The following is a 26,390-nucleotide window of genomic DNA, read 5'->3' as shown; positions in this document are numbered from 1 at the left end:
TTGCATTGGCGCGGACAAAATGCGGGCCGGCTAAGTCAACGGCAGCGTGACCGGAGCCGGAGCACCGATGGCGCCAAGTCGACCTTCCCACGCGCCCAATTGCAGTGCTGCATTCTCTCAATAGCCGATATCTTTAGCGATTCACTGGCTTATTGGTTGCATCTTCGATCAAAGTTGCAGTTCCCTCCGCCCCACGTATCGAATGGCGCGGTCGAGCGTGATCAATTTTCCATCGACCACGTCGAATGCGAAGCAGGCCACACAGTTCTCCCTCTGCAAACGACGCGCATAGTCGCTAAACCCCCTCCGCTCCCGCAATCGCTCTTCGGTCAAACAACCCAAGATCCGTACGAAACAAGCGCGTTATCTGGCGTGTCCACGTAAAATTTGCGAATCCCCATCTCTGCATTCAAAACGATGAACGTCGCCACACAGGTAACCCGGGCCGTTTGCCCGCACGATTGTCCGGACACGTGCGCCATGCGTGTGACCGTCGAGAATGGCAAGGCGATCAAGGTCACGGGCGATCCCGACCATCCGCCGACGCAGGGCGTGTTGTGCACGAAGGTCAGCCGATATGCCGATCGGGTTCATCATCCCGATCGCCTCACGGTCCCGCTCAAGCGTGTCGGCGCGAAGGGGGAGGGACGCTTCGCACCGATCAGCTGGAGCGAAGCGTTCGACGAGATCGGCCGTCGCCTCGGTGAAATCGCCGCGCGCGAACCCGAAGCGATCGTGCCGTACAGCTACGCGGGGACGATGGGGCTCGTGCAGGGCGAGGGCATCGCCCAGCGGTTCTTCCACAAGCTCGGCGCATCGCGGCTCGAACGCGCGATCTGCGCGGCGGCCGGTGCAGCGGGGCTGCGTTACACGTATGGCGGTAGCCTCGGCATGCACCTCGAGCATTTCGAGGAAAGCGAGCTGATTCTGATCTGGGGCGCGAACCCGATCGCGTCGAGCCTGCACTTCTGGACGCGTGCGCAAGAAGCGAAGCGCCGTGGCGCCCGTCTTGTCGCGATCGACCCGTATCGTTCGCTGACAGCGGAGAAGTGCCATCAGCACATCGCGTTGAAGCCGGGTACCGACGGCGCCTTTGCGCTCGGCATGATGCACGTGCTGATTACCGAAGACCTGCTCGATCACGACTACATCGCCAGCCATACGCTCGGCTTTGACGCGCTCAAGGCGCGGGCGATGTCTTATCCGCCCGAACGCGTCGCGCAGATCTGCGGCATCGACGCGTCGGAGCTGATCGACCTTGCTCGTCGTTACGGTGCGACCCGCAAGGCGTCGATCCGCCTCAACTACGGCATGCAGCGCGTCCGCGGCGGTGGTAACGCCGTGCGCGCGATTGCGAGCCTGCCGGCGCTGACAGGGGCCTGGCGGGATCGGGCTGGCGGGCTGTTGCTCTCGTCGTCGGAATCCGCACCGGTCAACCAGCAGGCACTGCTGCGCCCGGATTTGATGCCGGGTTGGCCGCACAAGCTGCCGCGCATCATCAACATGAACGCGATCGGCGATGCGCTGTTGCACGCGGGTGACGCAACGTTCGGGCCCAAGGTTGAGGCGGTGATCGTGTACAACTCGAATCCGGTGGCAGTCGCGCCGGATTCCTCGAAGGTTGCCGCAGGTTTTGCGCGCGACGATCTGTTCACGGTCGTTCTCGAGCATTTCAAGACCGATACCGTCGATTTCGCCGACATTGTGCTGCCGGCGACCACGCAGCTGGAGCACCTGGACATCCACAAATCGTACGGCCACACCTACGTGATGGCAAACCTGCCGTCGATTCCACCGGTCGGAGATGCGCGGCCGAACACGGAGATCTTTCGCGGCATCGCGCGCAGCATGGGGCTCGACGAACCCGCGCTTTATCACAGCGACGAAGAGGTAGCGCGTGCGTCGCTCCGGTGGGACGATCCTGCGCTCGACAGCGACTGGGAGACGTTGAAGCGGGACGGCTGGCTGAAGTTGAAGCTGCCGGACGCGCCGTTCGCGAATGGCGGTTTCCGCACGCCGTCCGGCAAATGCGAGTTCTACAGCCCGCGACTCGAGCAAATGGGCATGGACCCCGTTCCCGACTACCTGCCGCCGTTCGAGTCGGCGGAGGCCGCACCCGAACTCGCCGCGCGCTATCCGCTCGCGATGATTTCGCCGCCGGCGCGCCACTTCCTAAACAGCACGTTCGTGAACGTCGACAGCCTGCGCACCACGGAAGGCGAGCCGCATCTCGACATCCACCCAGCCGACGCCGATGCGCGCGGCATCTCGGAGGGCGACATCGTACGCATCTTCAACGACCGCGGATCGATGCAGGCGCTCGCGAGAATTACCGATCGCGCACGTGCGGGGCTCGTTGTCGGGTTGTCGATCTGGTGGAAGAAGCTGTCGCCGGACGGCAGGAACGCAAACGAAGTGACGAGCCAGGCGCTGACCGATCTCGGCAATTCGGCGACGTTTTACGATTGTCTTGTGGAAGTTGAGCGAATTTGATCGAATATTCCCGTATGATCAGACGATTTTTCGCGGAAGTTCGAAGTGGACATCTAACCCTGTTGTCTCGGGACGGGCGAGCCGCTACGATGCGTTTTAGCACGACCATTCGAAAATCTGTGAGGAGACGCGCAGTATGGACAAAATTTGGCTGAAATCGTACCCACCCGGCGTTCCAGCCGAAATTGACGCATCTCCTTATCCGTCTGTCCCGGATCTCCTCGACGAAAGCTTCCGGCAGTATCGCGACCGCACGGCGTTCGTCTGCATGGGCAAGGGCATCACGTACGGCGAACTCGACAAGCTGTCGCGCCAATTCGGCGCGTGGCTGCAATCCCGTGGTCTCGCGCGCGGTGCGCGCGTCGCGATCATGATGCCCAACGTGCTGCAGTACCCGGTGGCGATCGCCGCGGTACTGCGCGCCGGCTACACCGTCGTCAACGTCAATCCGCTCTACACGCCGCGCGAGCTTGAACATCAGTTGAAGGACTGTGGCGCCGAGGCGATCGTCATACTCGAGAATTTCGCGTCGACGCTGCAGGCCGTCATCGCCAATACGGCCGTCAAGCATGTCGTCGTCGCATCGATGGGCGACTTGCTGGGCATCAAGGGATGGCTCGTCAATTACGTCGTGCGCAATGTGAAGAAGATGGTGCCTGCGTGGCAGTTGCCGTCGTTCACGCGCTTCAACGCCGCGCTGTCGGAAGGTGCGCGGCAGGCGTTCAAGCCACAGAAGATCGGCCCCGACGACGTCGCGTTCCTGCAATACACGGGCGGTACGACCGGCGTCGCGAAGGGGGCGACGCTGCTGCACCGGAATATCGTGTCGAACGTGCTGCAGGCCGGCGCCTGGCACCATCCGGCCCATGAGAAGTACCCGGAGGTGAAACAGTTCGTGACGGTTGTCGCGTTGCCGCTGTATCACGTGTTCGCGCTGACCGTCTGCGGTTTCCTGACGATGCGCACGGGCGGGATGGGCATCCTGATCCCGAACCCGCGCGACATCGCCGGGATGATCAAGGAGCTGAAGGGCTACCAGATCTCGACGATTCCGGCCGTCAATACGCTATACAACGCACTGCTGAATCATCCCGAATTCAGTCAGCTCGACCTGTCCAAGCTCGTGATCGCCAACGGTGGCGGCATGGCGATCCAGGAGGGCGTCGCGAAGCGCTGGTATGAAAAGACCCATACCGCGATCATCGAAGGATACGGGCTGTCCGAAACGTCGCCGGTGGCGACCTGCAACCCGGTGACGGCGACCGAATACAGCGGGACGATCGGCCTGCCGCTGCCGTCGACCGAAGTGGCGATTCGCGACGACGCCGGCAACGACGTCGCGCTCGGCGAGCCCGGCGAGATCTGCATCCGCGGGCCGCAGGTGATGGCCGGCTACTGGAACCGGCCGGACGAGACCGCGAAGGTCATGTTCCCGGACGGCTTCTTCAAGACGGGCGACGTCGGCGTGATGGATGCGCGCGGATACGTGAAGATCGTCGACCGGAAGAAGGACATGATTCTCGTGTCGGGCTTCAACGTGTATCCGAACGAAGTCGAGGACGTGGTGGCGTCGCATCCGGGCGTGTTCGAGGTGGCGGCCGTCGGCGTGCCGGACGAGCATTCCGGCGAAGCGGTGAAGCTGTTCATCGTGAAGAAGGACCCGGCGCTCACCGACAAGGACATCCTTGCTTACTGCAAGGAGCGGCTCACCGGGTACAAGCGGCCGAAACTGGTCGAGTTCCGCACGGAGCTGCCGAAAACGAACGTCGGCAAGATCCTGCGGCGCGAGCTGCGCGACGGGCGCGCGTAACGTCGAAATCGACCGCGAAAGCCCGGCTGTGTGCCGGGTTTTTTATTTGCTGCGCCGTGTGGGCGCGAAATTCGACGCCGCCGGATCCAACCGCGTGCAACAGGCGTCCGACGAAGGGGACTCCCTCGGGCCGGGACGATTCGGTCGAGTGGCCGGCGGGAGCGCTGAGGTCGGACGGCACGGCATTTCGGCGCATGCGTTGGCAGCGCCCGGCATTTGCGTATGCTTTGCCGACCATGCAGATGGTCGTGAATCGCACCGCGATCGTCCGGCACGCCGCTTCCGTTTTCATCGCCGGCAAAGAAAAAGGCGCCCGAAGGCGCCTTCAATATGCTGCGGCTTGTCAGGCAAGCTGATTAGAACTTGTGACGGATGCCGACGCGTGCTGCGACCTGGTTGCTGGTGCTCGAACCTGCGAGACCGTTGATCGCTGCCGTTGCCTGAACAACATCGCCTTTGGCGTCGAGCACGTTGCCCGATGCGTGCTGGTACACGCCGATCACGTAGACGTCGGTGCGCTTCGACAGGAAGTAGTCGACACCCAGCGAGCCCTGGTGGTACTTGGCTGCCGAGTTGCCGTCGATCTTGCTGCCTTGCGTGTAGTCGTACGCTGCGCCGAGAATCAGCGCCGGGGTCAGCTGATACTTGAAGTTGATTTCGCCGTTGTTGAACGTCGCGGTCTGGTCCACGAACGGACCGACCGAGAAGCCCTTGAACTTCGTGTTCGAGTACGTCGCGCCGATCGTCGCTGCACCGAACGTGTAAGCGCCGCCTGCACCGATAACCTGGTACGTGTTCGCGTTGTTCGCGTATGCGCCGTAGACCGGCGACGATACTGCCGTCGTCGCAGCCGTCGAGCCGTTGTTGAACATGCCGCCGAAGTTGCCCGGCGTGCGTGCGTTCAAGTAGCCGACACCCAAGACCAGCGGGCCGTTGTTGTAACCTGCGCCGAGCGACCAGACCTGGTTCTTCGAGAACTGGCCAGCCTGACCGCCGAAGCTGTACAAGCCGCCGAACGTGAAGCCGCCGTACGACGAGCTCGTGAACTTGACCGCGTTGTTCACGCGATAGGCGTTGTTGAAGTTGTCGAGGTCGCCCGGGTGAGCAGCGATGTAGCCGCCCCATTGGTCGCCTGCCTCGAGCGGGCCGACGAAGTCGACGACGGAGTCGTACTGGCGACCCAGCGTGACCGTACCGTACTGGCTCGACAGGCCGACGTAAGCCTGACGGCCGAACATCAGGCCGCCCTGACCGAGCTTGCCGCTGTTCACGTCAAAACCGTTTTCGAGGGTGAAGATCGCCTTCAGGCCGCCACCGAGGTCTTCGGTGCCGCGCAGGCCGAAGCGGCTGCCTTGCATCACGCCGCTGGCCATGCTGTACAGGTGCTTGCCGCCCGCGTTGTTGTTGAACAGCAGGCCTTCATCGATGATGCCGTAAAGCGTCACGCTGCTTTGCGCATGGGCAGCGCCAGCGAACGCACCCAGCGCGACGAGCGCGAGAAGCGACTTTTTCATTAACGGATCTCCAAGAATCACTGAATTTTTTTGGCGGGGCGGATAGTTATGTTCTGTTGACGGGCCCCATCAACTTCGCAAGAAGTCGCTCGTAATGTAGCAAAACCGTTTTTTGCCACAAAGCGAAATGCCGCAGCTCAAGGTCGCCATGTTTCCTTTATGCAACAATGGTTAAAATCACGGGTTAACCGCAATTTCCGCTGAAGAATCAAGTCGGTTACGCAGCGGACTCGTGCCCTCGCCGCTCGCGGCGGCACATGCAGCCAGGAGAACAGGATGGTGTTGGATGAACTGATCAGCGAATTCGATCGCGGCCTGCGATCGCTGACCGGCATTAGCCGGATGAGCCGGCCGGTGCCCGCGCCGGCCGTCGCGCCGGCCGTCGAGCTGACGCCCGCGGAGCGGACGCATGCCGCCGGGTTGATGCGCGTGAATCACGTCGGCGAAGTCTGCGCGCAGGCGCTCTACCAGGCGCAGAAACTCACCGCGCGCACGGCGTCGGCGAAGGCGATGTTCGAGGAGGCCGCGCGCGAGGAGGAGGACCATCTCGCGTGGACCGCGCATCGCCTGAAAGAGCTCGATTCGCGTCCGAGCCTGCTGAACCCGCTGTGGTATGCCGGCGCGCTCGCGATCGGCGTGGCGGCCGGCACGCTCGGCGACAAGGTCAGCCTCGGTTTCATGGCCGAGACGGAGCGGCAGGTCGAGAGTCACCTGGAAGGCCATATGTCGGAGCTGCCGGCGACCGATACGGCGTCGCGCGCGATCGTCGACCAGATGCGCATCGACGAGGTGAAGCACGGCAAGGCCGCGACCGACGCTGGCGGAATCGAGCTGCCGCTGCCTGCGCGGATGCTGATGCGTGCCGCGTCCAAAGTCATGACGAGCACTGCCTACTATCTCTGAGATTTGCGCCGGGGTGGCGCGTGACGCCACCCCGGTTCACCGCCGCCGATACCGCCCGTTTATTCCACGTTTTCCCGCCCCTGAAAGCCCCTTCCGTACGCCCGTCTGGCCCGTCTTTCTCACGTATCACCTTCACAAGTTGCACTAGCTCATTCATTTATAACGGTTTTTGGATTGAGGGGCCGTATGAGCATGTGCGCGTAAGTCCTTGTTCTAACTAACAAAATTCGTCAAAAAAGCGGGCCGCTCCCTTGACCGTGTCACACCCTTCCTCTAAAGTGGGAGACAGTGTGAGAAAGTGTATTTTTGTGTGATTTGGCGGGCTATTCCGGCTAAATTCTCAGCATTGGTCGGGTACTTCGGTGCCCTGAACGGGAGAGCGGAAAGTGTTCCAAGGGGCGTCGGCGCTGACGCTCGATGCGAAAGGGCGGATGTCGGTGCCGGCTCGCTATCGCGAAGCGCTGCAAGGACAGGCAGAAGGACGGGTGACTGTGACCAAGCACCCGGACGGCTGCCTGTTGCTGTTTCCGCGCCCCGAATGGGAAGTGTTCCGCGCCAAGATCGCCGCGCTGCCGATGGATGCGCACTGGTGGCGGCGAATTTTTCTCGGCAATGCGATGGACGTCGATCTCGATAGCGCGGGCCGGATTCTTGTATCGCCCGAGCTGCGCATGGCAGCCGGACTGGAAAAGGAAGTCATGTTGTTGGGAATGGGTAGTCACTTCGAGCTGTGGGATTCGCAGACCTACAACGCGAAGGAGCAGGCGGCGATGGCGCAGGGCATGCCCGACGCGCTGAAGAATTTCACATTCTGATTGCGGTGACGGAGACGCCCGCGATGGGAAATGAATTGCAGCATCGGACAGTGTTGTTGGACGAAGCGGTCGAGTCGCTCGTGACGCGGCCGGACGGCATCTATGTCGACGGCACGTTCGGGCGCGGCGGCCACAGCCGCGCGGTGCTCGCGCGGCTGGCGCCGTCCGGGCGGCTGATCGCGTTCGACAAGGATCCGAGGGCGATCGAGACGGCGCAGGGCATCGAAGATGCGCGCTTCTCGATCGTGCATGACAGCTTTGCTTCGATGCGCGACGCGCTTGCGGCGCGCGGCGTCGAGAAGGTGTCCGGTGTGTTGCTGGACCTGGGCGTGTCCTCGCCGCAGGTGGACGATCCGGCGCGCGGCTTCAGCTTCCGCGCCGATGGTCCGCTGGACATGCGAATGGATCCGACGCGTGGCGAGTCGGCAGCCGAATGGCTCGCGCGGGCTTCGGTGCAGGAATTGACGGAGGTGATACGAGATTATGGGGAAGAACGGTTTGCTTTTCAGATTGCAAAGGCGCTTGTTGCTCGCCGGGCAGAGTCCGACCGTCTTGGGCCTCTCGGCACCACGGGCGAGCTTGCCCAAATCGTGGGTCACGTCGTCAAGACCCGTGAGAAGGGCAAGGATCCGGCAACCCGCACCTTTCAGGCTATACGGATTCACGTCAATCAAGAGCTTGCGGACCTGCAAGTCGTACTAGACGCGGCACTGTCGTTGCTGGAGCAAGGGGGGCGGCTGGTGGTCATCAGCTTTCATTCACTCGAGGACCGGATCGTCAAGCGATTCATGCAGGCGCACGCCAGTGCGCCCGCGGTCGATCGTCGCCTGCCGATCCGTGCCGTCGACCTCCCGAGCCCGCCGCTCAAGATCATCAGCCGCCAGTTTCCGAGTGATGCGGAAGTCGCAGCGAATCCGCGCGCCCGGTCCGCCGTGATGCGCATTGCGGAGCGCATCACGCCATGAGCCGCTTCAATATCTTCCTGCTGATCATCGTGATGGGCTGCGCGCTGTCGGTCGTCAACTCGACGAACCAGCAGCGCCAGATCTTTATCCAGCTGCAGCGCGCGCAGTCGCAGGAGCGTCAGCTCCAGCAGGATTACGCGCAGCTTCAATATCAGCAGAGCGCGCTATCGAAGACGTCGCGCATCGAGCAGCTCGCGAACGATTCGCTGAAGATGCTGCCGATCACGACCGGCCGCACGCAATACCTGACGCTGCCGCCGGGCGCCGCGAAGGCGATCGACGCGCCGATCCCTGCTTCGGCCGACACGGCCGGCAAGGGCAAGGGGGGCGCGCGATGAAGCCGTCGCAAAAGCGCCAGAACGTGAAATTCACGTCGAGCCCCGTGCTGGGTGTGCACCTGCCGATGTGGCGCTCGAAGCTCGTCGTGTTCATGCTGTTCATGGCGTTCGTCGCGCTGGCCGCGCGGGCGTTCTGGATCCAGGGGCCCGGCAACGCGTTCTATCAGAAGCAGGGCGAGAGCCGCTACCAGCGCACGCTCGAGCTGCCCGCGACGCGCGGCAAGATCCTCGACCGTAACGGGCTCGTGCTCGCGACGAGCCTGCCGGTGCGCGCGATCTGGGCGATTCCCGACGCGGTGCCGGACGATCTCGACGCCGACAAGGTCAACCAGCTCGGCAAGCTTCTCGGCATGACGTCGAAGGAGCTGCGCGTGAAGCTGTCGGAAGACAAGGGTTTCGTCTACGTAAAGCGCCAGGTGCCGATCGACATCGCGGACAAGGTCGCCGCGCTCGACATTCCGGGCATCTACAAGCGCAACGAATACAAGCGCTTCTATCCGGAAGGCGAGATCACCGCGCACCTGATCGGCTTCACGAACGTCGAGGACGAAGGGCAGGAGGGCGTCGAACTGGGCGACCAGAAGATGCTGTCCGGCACGTCGGGCGTGCGCCGCGTGATCAAGGACCGGATGGGACACATCGTCGAGGACGTCGCCGAGCAGATCCCGCCGCACAACGGAACCGACGTCGACCTGTCGATCGACAGCAAGATCCAGTACATCGCGTACGCGAACCTGAAGGCCGCCGTCGAGAAGTTCAAGGCGAAGGCCGGTGCGGCGATGGTCGTCGACGTGCGCACCGGCGAGGTGCTCGCGCTCGTCAACTACCCGACGTACAACCCGAACGACCGCTCGCGCATGACGGGCGAGCAGTTGCGCAACCGGATCATGACCGACGTGTTCGAGCCGGGTTCGATCATGAAGCCGTTTACGGTGTCGCTCGCGCTCGACCTGCATCGCGTGACGCCGAACACGCTCGTCGAGACGGGCAACGGGCATTTCGTGCTCGACGGCGCGCCAATCACCGACGACGCGGGTTTCGGCACGCTGACGGTCGGCGGTGTGATCCAGAAGTCGAGCAACATCGGCGCGACGAAGATCGCGATGACGATGCGGCCCGAGGAAATGTGGAATATGTATACCAGCATCGGCCTCGGCCAGGCGCCGAAGGTCGGCTTCCCGGGCGCGGTGGCCGGCCGCCTGCGGCCGTGGAAGAGCTGGCGCCGCATCGAGCAGGCAACGATGTCGTACGGCTACGGCCTGTCGGTGTCGCTGTTCCAACTGGCGCGGGCGTACACGGCGATCGCGCACGACGGCGAGCTGATGCCCGTGACCATTTTCAAGACCGACCCCAACCAGCAGGTCGCGGGCACGCAGGTGTTCAACCCGACCACCGCGCGCGAAGTGCGCGCGATGCTCGAGACGGTGGTCGCGCCGGGCGGCACGTCGCCGGATGCGGCCGTGCCGGGCTATCGCGTCGGCGGCAAGAGCGGTACCGCGTACAAGCATGAAGGCCATGGCTATACGCGCAAGTACCGCGCATCGTTCGTCGGCATGGCGCCGATGCCGAATCCACGCATCGTCGTCGCGGTGTCGGTCGACGAGCCGACCGCCGGCAGCCACTTCGGCGGCCAGGTGTCCGGCCCCGTATTCTCGGCGATCGCCGGCGACACGATGCGTGCGCTGAACGTGCCGCCGAACATGCCGATCAAGCAGCTCGTCGTGTCTGACGATTCGCCGGCAGCACCTGCCGCAACGGGGCCGCAAAAGCTGGCCGCGGGTGGCGGTGCGAAGCATATGATCGTGTCCAGCACGACGCGTAATTCACCAGGAGTTGTTCGATGAGCGCCGCCCGCAGTTCCCATCCGGCGCATCAGCAGATTGCAGCCGCGCTTGCGTGGCTGCGTCAGCATGTGGCCCCCGCGGCACAACTGCATGCCGACACGCGCGGCCTCAAGGCCGGCGACGTGTTTGTCGCGTATGCGGTCGACGGGGCAGACAATCGCGCCTTCATTGCCGACGCCGTCGCACGCGGTGCGGCCGCCGTGCTGTATCAGCCGGAAGGGCTGGCCGCTGCGCCGGCCGTGCCCGTCGCGCTCGCAATACCGGCGCTCGACCAGCTCGCCGGCGAGATCGCCAGCGGCTGGTACGGCGATCCGAGCGACAGCCTGCTCGCGGTGGGCGTAACGGGCACGAACGGCAAGACCTCGTGCACGCAGTGGATCGCCGCCGCGCTGACGGCGCTGCACCAGCCGTGCGCGGTGATCGGCACGCTCGGCAGCGGGATGCCCGGCCAGCTCGTGCCGACCGGCTTCACGACACCCGACGCACCGCAACTGCAGCGTAGCCTTGCTCAGTTGCGCGACGCGGGCGCGAAGGCCGTGGCGATGGAAGTGTCGTCGCACGCGCTGCACCAGGGGCGCGTGAACGGTACGGCATTCGACATCGCGGTATTTACGAACCTCACGCAGGATCACCTCGACTATCACGGTACGTTCGACGCGTACGAGGCCGCGAAGACGAAGCTGTTCGCATGGCGCGGCCTGCGCGCGGCGGTCGTCAACCGCGACGACGCAGCCGGCCAGCGCCTGCTCGAGAAGCTGGCCGGCCGCGTGCGCACGATCGCGTACGGGATCGGCGACGCGCAGGCGCCCGACGCCGATCGCGAACTGGTCGCGCTCGACGTGCGCGCCACCGCGACCGGCACGGCATTCCGCCTGCGTTCGTCGTGGGGCAACGCGGACGTCGAAGTCGGCACGCTCGGCACGTTCAACGTCAGCAACCTGCTCGCCGTGCTCGGCTCGCTGCTCGCGGCCGACGTGCCGTTCGACGCGGCGCTGGCCGAGATCGAACGGCTCGAGTCCGTCAACGGCCGGATGCAGCGGCTCGGCGGCCGGCTGCAGAACGATGAACCGCTCGTCGTGATCGACTACGCACACACGCCCGACGCGCTCGAGAAGACGCTCGATGCGCTGCGCCCGATCGCCGCGGCGCGCGGCGGCCGGCTCGTCTGCATGTTCGGCTGCGGCGGCGACCGCGACGCGACGAAGCGACCGCTGATGGGCGCGATCGCGGAACGGCTCGCCGACGAAGTCGTCGTCACGAGCGACAACCCGCGCAGCGAAGATCCGCAGCGCGTCATCGACCAGATCGTCGCGGGCATGACCGCGCCCGATCGCGCACGCCGTATCGAGGATCGCGCGAGCGCGATCCTGCAGGCGGTGCGCGGCGCCGCACGCGAGGATGTCGTCGTGCTGGCCGGCAAGGGCCACGAGGCGACGCAGGAAATCATGGGCAAGAAACGTACGTTCTCCGACCAGGATCACGCGCGGCTCGCACTGGCAGCGCGCGCGACGCACGGCAAGGGAGGCGGCGAATGACGATGCTCAGTCTCGGCGAAGCCGCCCGCCTGATTCCCGGCGCAACCGTCCACGGCGACGCGGGCATCACGTTCGACCGCGTGTCGACGGACAGCCGCACGGTCGGCCCGGGCGATCTGTTCGTCGCGCTGAAGGGCGAGCGCTTCGATGCGCACGACTTCCTCGGCGATGTCGCCGCGCGCGGTGCTGCTGCGGCGCTTGTCGCGCACGTGCCGGCGGGCCTTGCGATGCCGGCGATCGAAGGCGGCGAAACGCGTGCCGCGCTCGGCGCGCTCGCGCACGGCTGGCGCAATCGATTCCCGCTGCCGCTCGTCGCGGTAACGGGCAGCAACGGCAAGACGACCGTCAAGGAAATGATCGCGTCGATCTTCGCGGCGGCGGTTGGTGCCGCCGCGCGGCTCGCGACGGCCGGCAACCTGAACAACGACGTCGGCCTGCCGCTCACGCTGCTGCGCCTGTCGGCCGCGCATCGCCTCGCGGTGATCGAGCTCGGGATGAACCACCCGGGCGAGACCGAAATCCTCGCGCGCCTCACGGCGCCGACGGTCGCGCTCGTCAACAACGCGCAGCGCGAGCACCAGGAATTCATGGCGACGGTCGAAGCCGTCGCGCTCGAACACGCGGCCGTGATTCATGCGCTGCCGCCGGACGGCGTCGCGGTGTTCCCGGCCGACGATGCGTACGCGGGCATCTGGCGCGTTGCGGCGACGGGCAACCGGATCCTCGATTTCGCGCTGAACGATGCCGACCGGCAGACCGAAGCGCAGGTCACGGGCCGTCTTCACGGCGGCGAACTCGCGATCGACACGCCGGCCGGCGTCGTCACGGTGCGGCTGCGTGCGCTCGGCGAGCACAACGCGCGCAACGCGCTGGCCGCGACGGCCGCGGCGCTGGGCGCCGGTGTCGCACTGTCGGCGATCAGGCAGGGCCTCGAATCGTTCGAGCCGGTCAAGGGCCGGCTGCAGGTGAAGCAGGCGATCGCCGGCAGCCTCGCCGGCGCGACGGTCGTCGACGATACGTACAACGCGAACCCCGATTCGATGCGTGCCGCGATCGACGTGCTCGCCGCGCATCCGGCACCGCGCGTGCTGGTGATCGGCGACATGGGCGAAGTCGGCGACGAAGGGCCGGCATTCCATCGCGAGATCGGCGCATACGCTCGCGAGCGCGGGATCGACGCGCTGTTCGCGCTCGGCGATGCATCGCGCGATGCCTGTACTGCGTACGGCGACACGGCCCGCCATTTCGACGACGTCGGCGCGCTCGTGTCGGCGCTGCTCGCGGTGGGCTACGGCGCGCAGGCGACGGTGCTCGTGAAGGGCTCGCGGTACATGAAGATGGAGCGCGTGGTCGACGCGCTGACGAACCAACCCGCAGCGGGCGCGACGCCCGCTGCCCACTGAGTAGAAGGAAGGAAGCATGCTGCTGGCGCTGGCGCAATGGCTGCAAGGAGACGCAAGCTTTTTGCGCTTGTTCACGTACCTCACGTTCCGGGCGGTGATGGCCACCATCACCGCGCTGGGGATCGGGCTCGTGTGCGGACCGTGGGTGATCCGCAAGCTGACGCAAATGAAGGTCGGGCAGGCCGTGCGCAAGGACGGCCCGCAGACGCACCTCGTCAAGTCCGGTACGCCGACGATGGGCGGCGTGCTGATCCTGATCGGCATCGCGGTCGCGACGCTGCTGTGGGGCGACCTGACGAACCGTTTCATCTGGATCGTGATGCTCGTCACGTTCGGTTTCGGCGTGATCGGCTGGGTCGACGATTACCGCAAGGTCGTCCACAAGGACCCGCGCGGGATGTCGTCGCGCGAGAAGTATTTCTGGCAGTCGGTGATCGGTCTGTTCGCGGCCGTCTACCTCGCTTTCAGCGTGTCCGAGGCGAACAACGTGCGCGTGTTCGACCTGTTCATGGCGTGGGTGCGCAGCGGCCTGTCGATGGGGCTGCCGGCACGCGCCGACCTGATGCTGCCGTTCCTGAAGTCGATCAGCTATCCGCTCGGCGTATGGGGCTTCATCGTGCTGACCTACTTCGTGATCGTCGGCGCGAGCAACGCGGTGAACCTGACCGACGGCCTCGACGGCCTCGTGATCATGCCGGTCGTGCTGGTCGGCGCGTCGCTCGGGGTGTTCGCATACGTGATGGGCAGCGCGGTGTATTCAAAATACCTGCTGTTCCCGCACATCCCGGGCGCGGGCGAACTGCTGATCTTCTGTTCGGCGATGGGCGGGGCAGGGCTCGCGTTCCTCTGGTTCAACACGCACCCCGCGCAGGTGTTCATGGGCGACGTGGGCGCGCTGGCGCTCGGCGGCGCGCTCGGCACGGTCGCGGTGATCGTGCGCCAGGAAATCGTGCTGTTCATCATGGGCGGCATCTTCGTCGCGGAAACGCTGTCGGTGATGCTGCAGGTTTCGTGGTTCAAGTACACGAAGAAGCGCTACGGCGAAGGGCGGCGGCTGCTGAAGATGGCACCGCTGCATCACCATTTCGAATTGTCCGGCTGGAAGGAAACGCAGGTGGTGGTGCGTTTCTGGATCATCACGCTGATGCTGTGCCTGTTCGGTCTGACCACCCTCAAGCTGCGGTAAAGGAAAGGTAACAAGGATGTCTGGCGAGATGTTTGGAGATCGGCAACGGCCGATGGTGCTCGTACTGGGGCTCGGGGAATCGGGTCTCGCGATCGCGCGATGGTGCGCGAGGCACGGGTGCCGGCTGCGAATTGCCGATACCCGCGAGGCGCCGCCCAACCTTGCCGCGCTGCGGGCCGAAGGGATCGATGCGGAATTCGTCGGCGGGCCATTCACGCCCGCGCTGCTCGACGGCGGCGTCGAGATCGTCGGGCTGAGCCCCGGCCTGTCGCCGCTCGAGCCGGCGCTCGCGGAGCTGGTCGCGACCGCGAACGAGCGCGGGATCGCGGTGTGGGGCGAGCTGGAATTCTTCGCGCAGGCGCTGCGCGCGCTCGGCACGAGCGGCTACCAGCCGAAGGTGCTCGCGATCACGGGCACCAACGGCAAGACCACGACGACGAGCCTCACGGGCCTGCTGTGCCAGCGCGCGGGAAAGAAGGTTGCCGTCGCGGGCAACATCAGCCCGGCGATGCTCGACCGGCTCTCGAACGCGATCGACGAAACGGCGCTGCCCGACGTATGGGTGCTCGAACTGTCGAGCTTCCAGCTCGAGACCGCGCGCACGTTCGCGCCCGATGCGGCCGCGATCCTCAACATCACGCAGGACCACCTCGACTGGCATGGCAGCTTCGACGCGTACGCACACGCAAAGGGCCGGATCTTCGGCGCGACGACGACGCGCGTGCTGAACCGCGACGATGCGGCCGTGATGAAGTTCGCGCCGGCAGCGGGCGTGGCCGATGCGCCGCGCACGGTCACGTTCGGTCTGAACGAGCCGACCCAGGACGGCGACTACGGGCTGTCGCGCGACAACGGCATCGCATGGCTGGTGGAAGCCGTCGATCGCGACGCGCCGGAGGAAGCGGCGCCGACCCGCCGCCGCAAGCGCGAGGCCGCGCATACGCCCGACATCGCGCAGAAGCGCCTGATGCCGGCCGACGCGCTGCGGATTCGCGGGCTGCACAACGCGGCGAACGCGTTGGCCGCGTTCGCGCTGGCGCGTGCGATCGACCTGCCGGCTGCGCCGCTGCTGCACGCGCTGCGCGAATACCGCGGCGAAGCGCATCGCGTCGAAGTGATCGCGACGATCGACGACGTGGACTACGTCGACGACAGCAAGGGCACGAACGTCGGTGCGACGGTTGCCGCGCTCGACGGGCTTGCGCAGAAGATCGTGCTGATCGCGGGCGGCGACGGCAAGGGGCAGGATTTCGCGCCGCTGGTCGCGCCGGTCGCGCGCTGGTGCCGCGCGGTGATGCTGATCGGCCGCGATGCGCCGGCGATCCGCGACACGCTCGCCGAAACGGGCGTGCCGCTCGCCGATCACGCGACGCTCGAAGGCGCAGTGCACGCGGCGGCCGACCTGGCGGAGCCGGGCGATGCGGTGCTGCTGTCGCCCGCGTGCGCGAGCCTCGACATGTTCAGGAACTACGCCCATCGCGCGGATGTGTTCCGCGCGGCGGTCGACGAAATCGCCATCGACAAAGGAGCGACGCCATGAGCTGGTCCGATCGCCTCGTCTCCCGTTTCAACGACCGGCGCGATGCCGGCGGCAACGCCGCGGGCGGTCGCGTCGCGTCGGCCACGCGCGCCGCGACGGGCGGCCTCGCGAGCGTCGTCAACGGCGTGCGCCCGAGCCGCTCGCGGATGCTCGACTTCGATTATTCGCTGCTGTGGGTGGCGATCGCGCTGCTGGGGCTCGGCGTCGTGATGGTGTATTCGGCGTCGATCGCGATGCCGGATTCGCCGAAATACGCGTCGTATCACGATTACGCGTTCCTGATGCGCCACTGCGTGTCGCTCGTCGTCGCGTTCATCGCGGCGGTAATCGCATTCCGCGTGCCGGTGTCGACGTGGGACAAATACGCGCCGCATCTCTTCCTGATCGCGCTCGTCAGCCTCGTGATCGTGCTGATCCCGCACGTCGGCAAGGGCGTGAACGGCGCGCGCCGCTGGATTCCGCTCGGCATCACGAACATGCAGCCTTCGGAAGTCATGAAGCTCGCGGTGACGATCTATGCGGCGAACTACACGGTCCGCAAGCAGGAATACATGCAGAGCTTCGCGAAGGGCTTCCTGCCGATGGCCTGCGCGGTCGGCCTCGTCGGAGCGCTGCTGCTGCTCGAGCCGGACATGGGCGCGTTCATGGTGATCGCCGCGATCGCGATGGGCGTGCTGTTCCTCGGCGGCGTGAACGGCAAGCTATTCGGCGGCCTCGTCGCGACGGCGGTCGGCACATTCACGATGCTCGTGTGGCTGTCGCCGTGGCGTCGCGAGCGGATCTTCGCGTATCTCGATCCGTGGGACGAGCGCTACGCGCAGGGCAAGGCCTACCAGCTCACGCACTCGCTGATCGCGTTCGGCCGCGGCGAATGGTTCGGCGTCGGCCTCGGCGGCAGCGTCGAGAAGCTGAACTACCTGCCGGAAGCGCATACCGACTTCATCCTCGCGGTGATCGGCGAGGAGCTCGGTTTCGTCGGCGTGATGGTCGTGATCCTGCTGTTCTACTGGATCGTGCGTCGCGCTTTCGAGATTGGCCGCCAGGCGCTCGCACTCGACCGCACGTTCGCTGGGCTGACGGCGAAGGGAATCGGCATCTGGTTCGGCGCGCAGACGTTCATCAACATGGGCGTGAACCTCGGGCTGCTGCCGACCAAGGGCCTGACGCTGCCGCTGGTGAGCTATGGCGGTTCCGGCATTCTGCTGAACTGCGTCGCGCTCGCGGTGCTGCTGCGGGTCGACTATGAAAATCGCGTACTGATGCGGGGAGGGAAGGTATGACCTCCCCGCGTCAGTACGCGATTTCGGCGCAGGCTAACTTCGTGCGCGCAGCGTGCGAAGTCAAGAGAAGCGGCCGTAGCCAAAATGTTCGTTCATTCTTGCCGATGCGGGGAGGGAAGGTATGACCGCGTCGCGACGCACGCTGATGGTGATGGCAGGCGGCACCGGGGGCCACGTGTTCCCGGGGCTCGCGGTCGCGCACCGGATGGAAGCGGCGGGCTGGCGCGTCGTGTGGCTCGGCAATCCGGCCGGGATGGAAGCGACGCTCGTGCCGAAGCACGGCATTCCGATGGAGTACGTGCGGTTCGGCGGGTTGCGCGGCAAGGGCCTGAAGACCAAGCTCACGCTGCCGTTCAACCTGCTGCGCGCGTGCTGGCAGAGCCTTGGCGCGCTGCGCCGCGTGCGGCCCGACGTCGTGCTCGGGATGGGCGGCTACATCACGTTCCCGGCGGGTGTGATGACCGCGCTGTCGGGCCGTCCGCTTGTGCTGCACGAACAGAATTCGATCGCGGGCCTGACCAACAAGGTGCTCGCGAAATTCGCGAAACGCGTGCTCGTCGCGTTCCCCGGCGCGCTGCCGCACGCGGAATGGACCGGCAACCCGATTCGCACGGAACTTGCGCGCACGGAAGCGCCCAAAGCACGCTATGCATCGCGCAGCGGCCCGCTGAACGTGCTGGTCGTCGGCGGCAGCCTCGGCGCGGCCGCGCTGAACGAAGTCGTGCCGCGCGCGCTGGCGCTGCTGGCGCCGGGCGAACGCCCGCGCATCGTGCACCAGGCCGGCGCGAAGCATATCGACGTGCTGAAGGCGAATTACGAAGCGGCTGGTTTCACGGCCGGCGAAGACGTGCGGCTCGTGCCGTTCATCGACGACATGGCGGCCGCGTATGCGGCGGCGGATCTCGTGATCTGCCGCTCGGGCGCGATGACGGTGTCGGAGATCGCGGCGGTGGGCGTGGCGGCGCTGTTCGTGCCGTTCCCGTATGCGGTCGACGATCACCAGACGACCAACGCCGCGTTCCTCGCCGATGCGGGCGCGGCGGTGCTGGTGCAACAACGCGACCTGTCGGCGGATTTGCTTGCTGACTGGCTGCGCGGCCAGACGCGGGCGTCGCTCGCGGACATGGCGGAGCGTTCGCGCTCATTGGCGAAGCCGGAGGCCACCGATGAAGTCGCGCGCGTTTGCGCGAAGGTGGCCGGCGCGAACCTGGAAATACTGCAATGAAACACATCGTCAAACACATTCATTTCGTCGGGATCGGCGGCGCGGGCATGAGCGGCATTGCCGAAGTGCTCGTCAACCTCGGCTACGAGGTCAGCGGCTCGGACCTGTCGCGCAACGCGGTGACCGATCGTCTCCAGGCGCTCGGCGCGCGGATCGCGATCGGCCACGACGCGGTGAACATCGAGGGCGCGAACGCGGTCGTCGTGTCGACGGCCGTGCGCTCGGACAACCCGGAAGTGCTGGCCGCGCGCGCGAAGCGCGTGCCGATCGTGCAGCGCGCGGTGATGCTCGCCGAGCTGATGCGCCTGAAGCAGGGCATCGCGATCGCCGGCACGCACGGCAAGACCACGACGACGAGCCTCGTCGCGAGCGTGCTCGCGGCGGGCGGCCTCGATCCGACCTTCGTGATCGGCGGACGGCTGATCAGCGCCGGCGCGAACGCACGGCTCGGCACGGGCGACTTCATCGTCGCCGAGGCCGACGAGTCGGACGCGTCGTTCCTGAACCTGTATCCGGTGATCGAAGTCATCACGAACATCGATGCCGACCACATGGACACCTACGGCCACGATTTCGCGCGGCTCAAGCAGGCGTTCATCGAATTCACGCAGCGCCTGCCGTTCTACGGCAGCGCGGTCGTGTGCGTCGACGACCCGAACGTGCGGCAGATCATCCCGTTCATCTCGAAGCCGGTCGTGCGCTACGGTCTGTCGCCGGACGCGCAGGTGCGTGCGGAAGACATCGATGCGCGCGACGGCCGGATGTATTTCACGGTGATCCGCGAAGGGCGCGCGCCGCTCGCGGTCGTGCTGAACATGCCGGGCCTGCACAACGTGCAGAACGCGCTCGCGGCGATCGCGATCGCGACCGACCTCGGCGTGGCGGACGACGCGATCCAGCAGGCGCTGGCGGAATTCAACGGTGTCGGCCGGCGCTTCCAGCGTTACGGCGAAGTGCCGACCGCGGACGGTGGCCAGTACACGTTGATCGACGACTACGGCCATCACCCGGTCGAGATGGCCGCGACGATCGCGGCCGCGCGCGGCGCGTTCCCGGGCCGCCGCCTCGTGCTGGCGTTCCAGCCGCACCGCTACACGCGCACGCGCGACTGCTTCGACGATTTCGTCAACGTGCTGTCGACGGTCGATGCACTGGTGCTGACGGAAGTCTACGCGGCCGGCGAAGCCATGATCGCGACGGCCAACGGCGACGCGCTGTCGCGCGAGCTGCGCGCGGTGGGGAAGGTTGACCCGGTGTTCGTCGCGACGGTCGACGACGTGCCGGATGCATTGGCGAAGGTCGCGCGGAACGGCGACGTGGTGATCACGATGGGCGCGGGGTCGATCGGCGGCGTGCCGGCGAAGCTCGTGCAACACACACAACAGAAGGCATGACATGAGCGGGATCGATCCGAAACGTTTCGGCAAGGTGGCGGTGTTGTTCGGCGGCGAATCCGCCGAGCGCGAGGTGTCGCTCACCTCGGGCCGCCTCGTGCTGCAGGGCCTGCGTGACGCGGGCGTCGATGCGCATCCGTTCGACCCGGCCGAGCGGCCGCTGTCGGCGCTGAAGGACGAAGGCTTCGTGCGCGCGTTCAACGCGCTGCACGGCGGCTACGGCGAGAACGGCCAGATCCAGGGCGCGCTCGATTTCTACGGGATCCGCTACACGGGCAGCGGCGTGCTCGGGTCGGCGCTCGGCCTCGACAAGTTCCGCACGAAGCTCGTGTGGCAGCAGACGGGCGTGCCGACGCCGCCGTTCGAGACGGTGATGCGCGGCGACGACCTCGCGGCGCGCGCGACCGACATCGTCGCGAAGCTCGGCCTGCCGTTGTTCGTGAAGCCGGCGAGCGAAGGCTCGAGTGTCGCGGTGCTGAAGGTGAAGACGGCCGACGCGCTGCCGGCCGCGCTGGCGGAAGCCGCGACGCACGACAAGATCGTGATCGTCGAGAAGAGCATCGAGGGCGGCGGTGAATACACCGCGTGCATCGCCGGCGATCTCGACCTGCCGCTGATCAAGATCGTGCCGGCAGGCGAGTTCTACGACTACCACGCGAAGTACGTCGCCGACGATACGCAATACCTGATTCCGTGCGGCCTGCCGGCCGAACAGGAAGCGGAACTGAAGCGCATCGCGCGCCGCGCGTTCGACGTGCTCGGCTGCACCGACTGGGGCCGCGCGGATTTCATGCTCGACGCGGCCGGCAATGCGTATTTCCTGGAAGTGAACACGGCCCCCGGGATGACCGACCACTCGCTGCCGCCGAAGGCCGCGCGCGCGGTCGGCATCGGCTATTCGGAGCTGGTCGTGAAGGTGCTGTCGCTCACGCTCAACGACTGACGCAGGAACGAAACGACGTATGTGGAACAACGTTCGCCAACTCAACCTTGCCGCCAGCGCGCTGTACGCGCTGCTGCTGCTCGTGTTGGCGGCGGCCGGCTGCTACTGGCTGATCCAGCGCCCGACGTTCGCGCTGCGGGAAATCCGGATCGACGGCGACACCGAGCACATCAACTCGCCGACGGTGCGCGCGGGCGTGGTCGGCCGGCTGAAGGGCAATTTCTTCACGGTCGATCTCGACACGGCGCGTGCCGCGTTCGAGCAGATGCCGTGGGTGCGGCACGCGAGCGTGCGCCGGGTGTGGCCGAATGCGCTGGCTGTCACGCTCGAGGAGTACAAACCGCTCGGGACCTGGGGCAGCGACCAGCTCGTGAGCGTCGACGGCGAGTTGTTCACCGCGAACCAGGGCGAACTGGACAAGGAACTGCCGGCGTTCGACGGCCCGGAGGGCAGTGCGAAGGAAGTCGTCACGCGGTATCGCGACTTCGGGAAATGGTTTGCGCCGCTGAAGGCGGCGCCGGAAGAAGTGACGCTGTCGGCGCGGTACGCGTGGACGGTGAAGCTGTCGAACGGCATGCAGGTCGAGCTGGGCAAGGAACGCAACAGCGACACGCTGCATGACCGGAGCCAGCGCCTTGTCGCCGCTTGGCCGGCCGTCACGGAGCGTTGGGGCAACGACATCGAGTACGCGGATCTGCGCTATCCGAACGGATTCGCGATTCGCGCGGCAGGCATGCGGTTCCTGACCGATACCGACAAGCGCAAGAAGTAACGAGAGATCACACGCAAGAGCACTTTATGAGCAAAGACTACAAGGATCTGCTGGTTTCCCTCGACATCGGCACGTCGAAGGTGGTGGCCATCGTCGCCGAGCTGAAAGGCGAGGGTCACTACGAGGTGATCGGTCTCGGCCAGAGCGAGTCGAAGGGTCTGAAGAAAGGTGTGGTGGTCAACATCGAGGCCACCGTGCAGTCGATCCAGCGCGCGCTCGAGGAAGCCGAGCTGATGGCCGACTGCAAGATCACCAACGTGTTCACGGGGATCGCGGGCAGCCACATCCGCAGCTTCAACTCGAGCGGGATGGTCGCGATCAAGGACAAGGAGGTCACGCAGACCGACGTCGCACGCGTGATCGAGACCGCGAAGGCGATCAACATCCCGACCGACCAGCAGGTGCTGCACATCCTCACGCAGGAATTCATCATCGACGGCCAGGAAGATGTGCGCGAGCCGATCGGGATGAGCGGCATCCGGCTCGAGGTGAAGGTGCACATCGTGACGGGCGCGGTGAGCGCCGCGCAGAACATCGTCAAGTGCGTGCGCCGCTGCGGGCTGGAAGTGAACGACCTGATCCTGCAGCCGCTCGCGTCGTCGCTGGCCGTGCTGACGGAAGACGAGAAGGATCTCGGCGTGGTGCTGGTCGACGTCGGCGGCGGCACGACGGACATCGCGATCTTCGCCGAAGGCGCGATCCGCCACACCGCGGTGATCCCGATCGCCGGCGACCAGATCACGAGCGACATCGCGATGGCGCTGCGCACGCCGACGCCGGATGCGGAAGACATCAAGGTCGGCTACGGGATCGCGAAGCAGGCGCTCGCGGATCCGGACGAGATGGTCGAAGTGCCGGGCCTCGGCGAGCGCGGCCCGCGCACGCTGTCGCGCCAGGCGCTCGCGGCCGTGATCGAGCCGCGCGTCGAGGAGCTGTTCTCGCTCGTGCAGCAGGTCGTGCGCGAGTCGGGTTACGAAGAACTGCTGAGCTCCGGCGTGGTCATTACCGGCGGCGCCGCGATGATGCCGGGCATGGTCGAGCTCGGCGAAGACATTTTCCTGAAACCGGTGCGCATCGGCGCGCCGGAGTATGCAGGTGGCCTCTCTGACGTCGTGCGCAATCCGCGCTACTCGACGGCGATGGGGCTGCTCGTCGAAGGCAGCGCTCAGCGCATGCGCGGCCGCAAGGTCGCCGTGCAGTCCGGCAACGCGGGGCAGGTGTTCTCGCGGATGAAGGAATGGTTCCTGAGCAACTTTTGACGAACCGAATCGAAATTCGCGCCGGTGCCGGCGGCTGGCGCGCGACAGGGGGTTGCCCGATCTCCTGCCGAATAACGGCCGATTAGCAGTCATTCTCTTGACGGAGGCAACATGGAATTCGAAATGCTGGAAACCGAGACCAACGGCACCATCATCAAGGTGGTCGGCGTTGGCGGCGCTGGCGGCAATGCCGTACAGCACATGATCAACCGCGGCGTGCAGGGCGTCGATTTCATCGTAATGAACACGGACGCACAGGCGCTGTCGCGTTCGCGCGCATCGTCGGTGATCCAGCTTGGCAACACGGGCCTCGGCGCCGGTGCGAAGCCGGAAATGGGCCGTGCGGCAGCGGAAGAAGCGCGTGAGCGCATCGCCGACGCACTGCGCGGCGCGCACATGGTGTTCATCACGGCCGGCATGGGCGGCGGTACGGGCACGGGCGCGGCACCGGTGGTCGCGCAGATCGCGAAAGAGATGGGCATCCTGACGGTCGGTGTCGTCAGCAAGCCGTTCGAGTTCGAAGGCGGCAAGCGGATGCGCGTCGCTGAAGCAGGTTCGCAGCAACTGGAGGATCACGTCGACTCGCTGATCGTCGTGCTGAACGACAAGCTGTTCGACGTGATGGGCGACGACGCCGAGATGGACAAGTGCTTCCAGTGCGCGGACGACGTGTTGAACAACGCGGTCGCGGGCATCGCTGAAATCATCAATGTCGATGGCCTCGTGAACGTCGACTTCGAAGACGTGAAGACGGTGATGGGCGAGCAGGGCAAGGCGATGATGGGCACGGCGACGGTCGCCGGCGTCGATCGCGCACGCCTCGCGGCGGAACAGGCCGTGGCGAGCCCGCTGCTCGAAGGCGTCGATCTGTCGGGCGCGCGCGGTGTGCTGGTCAACATCACGTCGAGCCGTTCGCTGCGCCTGTCGGAAACGCGCGAAGTGATGAACACGATCAAGAGCTACGCGGCGGAAGATGCCACGGTGATCTTCGGTGCGGTGTACGACGACGCGATGGGCGATGCGTTGCGCGTGACGGTCGTGGCGACGGGTCTGGGCCGTGCTGCGAAGAAGCAGCAGTCGGCTCCGATGACGCTGCTGCGCACGGGTACGGACAACCAGCCGGTCAGCGCGGTGTCGCACGGCTACGCGCAGCCGCATCACGTCAGCACGGCCGACTACGGCGCGCTCGATACGCCGGCGGTGTGGCGCAACTCGCGCGAAACCGCGGCATCGCACGTGCAGGCGCTGCAGGAGAAGGGTGTCGACACGTACGACATCCCGGCTTTCCTGCGCAAGCAGGCTGACTGACGCACACAGGCGAAGCCGCGGCGGAATCGCCGCGGTATCGCCGGCGTGACGGATGCTACGGACCACGACAGGCCGCGTCGGATGCGACGCCGGGCCGGGAAACGTGCCCACTTCGCTTCGGCGGGGCGGGATGGGCCGTGCTGTCCGCAACACGCTGAAAAACCGTATCGCTATGAGGGACCAGCCATGATTCAAGTGGGCGACGCGCTGCCCGACGCGCAATTGTTCGAATTCATCGACGACGCGCGCGAAGGGTGCACGCTGGGGCCGAATGCCTTCAGCGTGCGCGACCAGGTTGCGGGAAAGCGGGTGGTGATCTTCGGATTGCCGGGCGCTTTCACGCCGACCTGCTCGGCGCAGCATGTACCGGGCTACGTCGAACACGCCGAGCAACTGCGCTCGGCGGGTATCGACGAGATCTGGTGCGTGTCCGTCAACGACGCATTCGTGATGGGCGCATGGGGACGTGATCTGCACACCGCGGGCAAGGTGCGCATGATGGCGGACGGCAGCGCGGCTTTCACTCATGCGCTGGGGCTGACGCAGGATTTGTCCGCGCGTGGCATGGGAATTCGTTCCCTGCGCTACGCGATGGTGATTGACGGCGGTGTGGTCAAGACGCTGGCCGTCGAGGCGCCGGGCAAATTCGAAGTGAGCGATGCGGCGAGTGTTCTCGCGACGTTGACGTCCTGATCGTGCGGTGCGCCGTTGCCTGCCGGCAACGCTGCTCACCGGCCTCAGGGCAGTTGTAACACGGGCCGATGACCGGAAACGCCTCCGTTCCGGGCATCGGCCCGTCCCGTATCGGCGCGGGTAAACTGCCGAAACAGATTGATACGCAGTTTCAAACAGCGTTGAATAGGGAATTACGCTATAATCCCATCTATCGAATATAACTCCTGATTGATATCTTCAATCAAGACGAAGAACACCATGCTGAAGCAGCGCACCATCAAATCGATCGTGAAGACCGTGGGTATCGGTCTGCACTCGGGCCGCAAGGTCGAACTGACGCTCCGTCCGGCGGCGCCCGGCACGGGCATCGTCTTCTCGCGCGTCGACCTGCCCACGCCCGTCGATATTCCCGCATCGGCCATGTCGATCGGCGACACGCGGCTCGCGTCGGTGCTGCAGAAGGATGGCGCGCGCGTGTCGACCGTCGAGCACCTGATGTCGGCGTGCGCGGGGCTCGGCATCGACAACCTGTATGTCGACGTGACGGCCGAGGAAATCCCGATCATGGACGGCAGCGCCGCGTCCTTCGTGTTCCTGATCCAGTCCGCCGGCATCGAGGAGCAGAACGCGCCGAAGCGGTTCATCAAGGTGACGAAGCCGGTTGAAATCCGCGACGGCGACAAGTTCGCGCGTCTCGATCCGTTTTTCGGCTTCAAGCTGAAATTCACGATCGACTTCCGTCACCCGGCCGTCGACAAGACGGGCCAGGAACTCGAGGTCGATTTCGCGAACACGTCGTACGTGCGCGAGATCGCGCGCGCGCGTACGTTCGGGTTCGCCCATGAAGTCGAAATGATGCGCGAGCTCGGCCTGGCGCGCGGCGGCAGCATGGACAACGCGATCGTGCTCGACGAGTACCGGATCCTGAACAACGACGGGCTGCGCTACGACGACGAGTTCGTGAAGCACAAGATGCTCGACGCGATCGGCGACCTGTACGTGGTCGGCCATCCGCTGCTGGCGTCGTACACCGCGTACAAGTCCGGGCACGGGCTGAACAACGCGCTGCTGCGCGAGCTGCTCGCGCACGAAGACGCATACGAGATCGTCACGTTCGACGATCCGCAGACTGCGCCGAGCGGCTTCGCGTTCGACGCGCAGACTGCGTTCGCCTGACCGGCGTTCGGC

Annotated in this window: 21 protein-coding genes; 20 read left to right on the top strand and 1 reads right to left on the bottom strand. The window is 65.6% G+C overall.

Annotated elements, in window-relative coordinates; genetic code table 11:
* The first annotated feature begins 417 nt into the window (after positions 1–417).
* Positions 418–2,493 carry a molybdopterin-dependent oxidoreductase gene (locus tag OEJ37_RS30935; protein ID WP_174420888.1) on the top strand — a complete coding sequence of 692 codons (2,076 nt, stop codon included), beginning with the start codon at positions 418–420 and terminating at the stop codon, positions 2,491–2,493.
* Between the two features lie 136 nt (positions 2,494–2,629).
* A complete protein-coding gene (locus tag OEJ37_RS30930; RefSeq protein ID WP_263348550.1) occupies positions 2,630–4,303 on the top strand; it encodes a long-chain fatty acid--CoA ligase in 1,674 nt (557 codons plus the stop codon).
* A gap of 356 nt (positions 4,304–4,659) precedes the next feature.
* On the opposite strand, the gene OEJ37_RS30925 is transcribed toward OEJ37_RS30930, so the two are convergent.
* A complete protein-coding gene (locus OEJ37_RS30925) occupies positions 4,660–5,817 on the bottom strand; it encodes a porin (protein WP_174420890.1) in 1,158 nt (385 codons plus the stop codon).
* Between the two features lie 276 nt (positions 5,818–6,093).
* On the opposite strand from OEJ37_RS30925, the gene coq7 reads away from it, so the two are divergent.
* The 18 genes from coq7 to lpxC all read left to right on the top strand — a co-directional run bounded on the left by coq7 (position 6,094) and on the right by lpxC (position 26,378).
* A complete protein-coding gene (gene coq7, locus OEJ37_RS30920; protein WP_175921088.1) occupies positions 6,094–6,720 on the top strand; it encodes a 2-polyprenyl-3-methyl-6-methoxy-1,4-benzoquinone monooxygenase in 627 nt (208 codons plus the stop codon).
* A 386-nt stretch (positions 6,721–7,106) separates the two neighbouring features.
* Entirely contained in the window at positions 7,107–7,535 is a 429-nt protein-coding gene (mraZ, locus tag OEJ37_RS30915; RefSeq protein ID WP_006487094.1) for a division/cell wall cluster transcriptional repressor MraZ, read from the top strand.
* A gap of 23 nt (positions 7,536–7,558) precedes the next feature.
* Positions 7,559–8,500, top strand: coding sequence for a 16S rRNA (cytosine(1402)-N(4))-methyltransferase RsmH (gene rsmH / locus OEJ37_RS30910; RefSeq protein WP_174420892.1), 942 nt, complete (start codon positions 7,559–7,561; stop codon positions 8,498–8,500).
* On the top strand, positions 8,497–8,838 hold the full coding sequence (gene ftsL / locus OEJ37_RS30905) for a cell division protein FtsL (protein ID WP_175921086.1): 342 nt from the start codon (positions 8,497–8,499) through the stop codon (positions 8,836–8,838). Before rsmH ends, ftsL begins: the two co-directional genes overlap by 4 nt.
* Positions 8,835–10,682 carry a peptidoglycan D,D-transpeptidase FtsI family protein gene (locus tag OEJ37_RS30900; protein ID WP_175921085.1) on the top strand — a complete coding sequence of 616 codons (1,848 nt, stop codon included), beginning with the start codon at positions 8,835–8,837 and terminating at the stop codon, positions 10,680–10,682. Before ftsL ends, OEJ37_RS30900 begins: the two co-directional genes overlap by 4 nt.
* A complete protein-coding gene (locus OEJ37_RS30895) occupies positions 10,679–12,217 on the top strand; it encodes a UDP-N-acetylmuramoyl-L-alanyl-D-glutamate--2,6-diaminopimelate ligase (protein WP_263348545.1) in 1,539 nt (512 codons plus the stop codon). Before OEJ37_RS30900 ends, OEJ37_RS30895 begins: the two co-directional genes overlap by 4 nt.
* Entirely contained in the window at positions 12,214–13,620 is a 1,407-nt protein-coding gene (locus OEJ37_RS30890; protein WP_175921081.1) for a UDP-N-acetylmuramoyl-tripeptide--D-alanyl-D-alanine ligase, read from the top strand. Before OEJ37_RS30895 ends, OEJ37_RS30890 begins: the two co-directional genes overlap by 4 nt.
* Positions 13,621–13,636: 16 nt before the next feature.
* Entirely contained in the window at positions 13,637–14,806 is a 1,170-nt protein-coding gene (gene mraY / locus OEJ37_RS30885; RefSeq protein ID WP_047899715.1) for a phospho-N-acetylmuramoyl-pentapeptide-transferase, read from the top strand.
* Positions 14,807–14,834: 28 nt separating this feature from the next.
* Positions 14,835–16,346, top strand: a complete 1,512-nt coding sequence (murD, locus tag OEJ37_RS30880) for a UDP-N-acetylmuramoyl-L-alanine--D-glutamate ligase (protein ID WP_174420920.1) — start codon at positions 14,835–14,837, stop codon at positions 16,344–16,346.
* Positions 16,343–17,626 (top strand): putative lipid II flippase FtsW, encoded by a 1,284-nt coding sequence (gene ftsW, locus OEJ37_RS30875; protein WP_174420896.1) that lies wholly within the window; start codon positions 16,343–16,345, stop codon positions 17,624–17,626. Before murD ends, ftsW begins: the two co-directional genes overlap by 4 nt.
* A 121-nt stretch (positions 17,627–17,747) precedes the next feature.
* A complete protein-coding gene (gene murG, locus OEJ37_RS30870) occupies positions 17,748–18,851 on the top strand; it encodes an undecaprenyldiphospho-muramoylpentapeptide beta-N-acetylglucosaminyltransferase (protein WP_174420897.1) in 1,104 nt (367 codons plus the stop codon).
* A complete protein-coding gene (gene murC, locus OEJ37_RS30865) occupies positions 18,848–20,245 on the top strand; it encodes a UDP-N-acetylmuramate--L-alanine ligase (RefSeq protein WP_174420898.1) in 1,398 nt (465 codons plus the stop codon). Before murG ends, murC begins: the two co-directional genes overlap by 4 nt.
* A gap of 1 nt (position 20,246) precedes the next feature.
* Positions 20,247–21,188, top strand: a complete 942-nt coding sequence (locus OEJ37_RS30860) for a D-alanine--D-alanine ligase (RefSeq protein WP_124455309.1) — start codon at positions 20,247–20,249, stop codon at positions 21,186–21,188.
* 19 nt (positions 21,189–21,207) lie between these two features.
* Positions 21,208–21,960 carry a cell division protein FtsQ/DivIB gene (locus OEJ37_RS30855; RefSeq protein WP_034182639.1) on the top strand — a complete coding sequence of 251 codons (753 nt, stop codon included), beginning with the start codon at positions 21,208–21,210 and terminating at the stop codon, positions 21,958–21,960.
* A 26-nt stretch (positions 21,961–21,986) separates the two neighbouring features.
* On the top strand, positions 21,987–23,219 hold the full coding sequence (ftsA, locus tag OEJ37_RS30850; RefSeq protein WP_034182640.1) for a cell division protein FtsA: 1,233 nt from the start codon (positions 21,987–21,989) through the stop codon (positions 23,217–23,219).
* A gap of 111 nt (positions 23,220–23,330) precedes the next feature.
* Positions 23,331–24,527, top strand: coding sequence for a cell division protein FtsZ (gene ftsZ, locus OEJ37_RS30845; protein ID WP_006477012.1), 1,197 nt, complete (start codon positions 23,331–23,333; stop codon positions 24,525–24,527).
* A gap of 186 nt (positions 24,528–24,713) precedes the next feature.
* On the top strand, positions 24,714–25,220 hold the full coding sequence (locus tag OEJ37_RS30840; protein WP_031398947.1) for a peroxiredoxin: 507 nt from the start codon (positions 24,714–24,716) through the stop codon (positions 25,218–25,220).
* A 240-nt stretch (positions 25,221–25,460) separates the two neighbouring features.
* Entirely contained in the window at positions 25,461–26,378 is a 918-nt protein-coding gene (gene lpxC, locus OEJ37_RS30835; RefSeq protein ID WP_152864759.1) for a UDP-3-O-acyl-N-acetylglucosamine deacetylase, read from the top strand.
* The last annotated feature ends 12 nt before the right edge of the window (positions 26,379–26,390 follow it).

Origin of the sequence: Burkholderia sp. BKH01 (assembly GCF_025685725.1) — a bacterium.
GTDB classification, from domain to species: Bacteria; Pseudomonadota; Gammaproteobacteria; order Burkholderiales; family Burkholderiaceae; genus Burkholderia; species Burkholderia pyrrocinia_C.
Note: the sequence above shows the minus strand (reverse complement) of the source record. Positions and strands in the feature narration are given on the sequence as shown.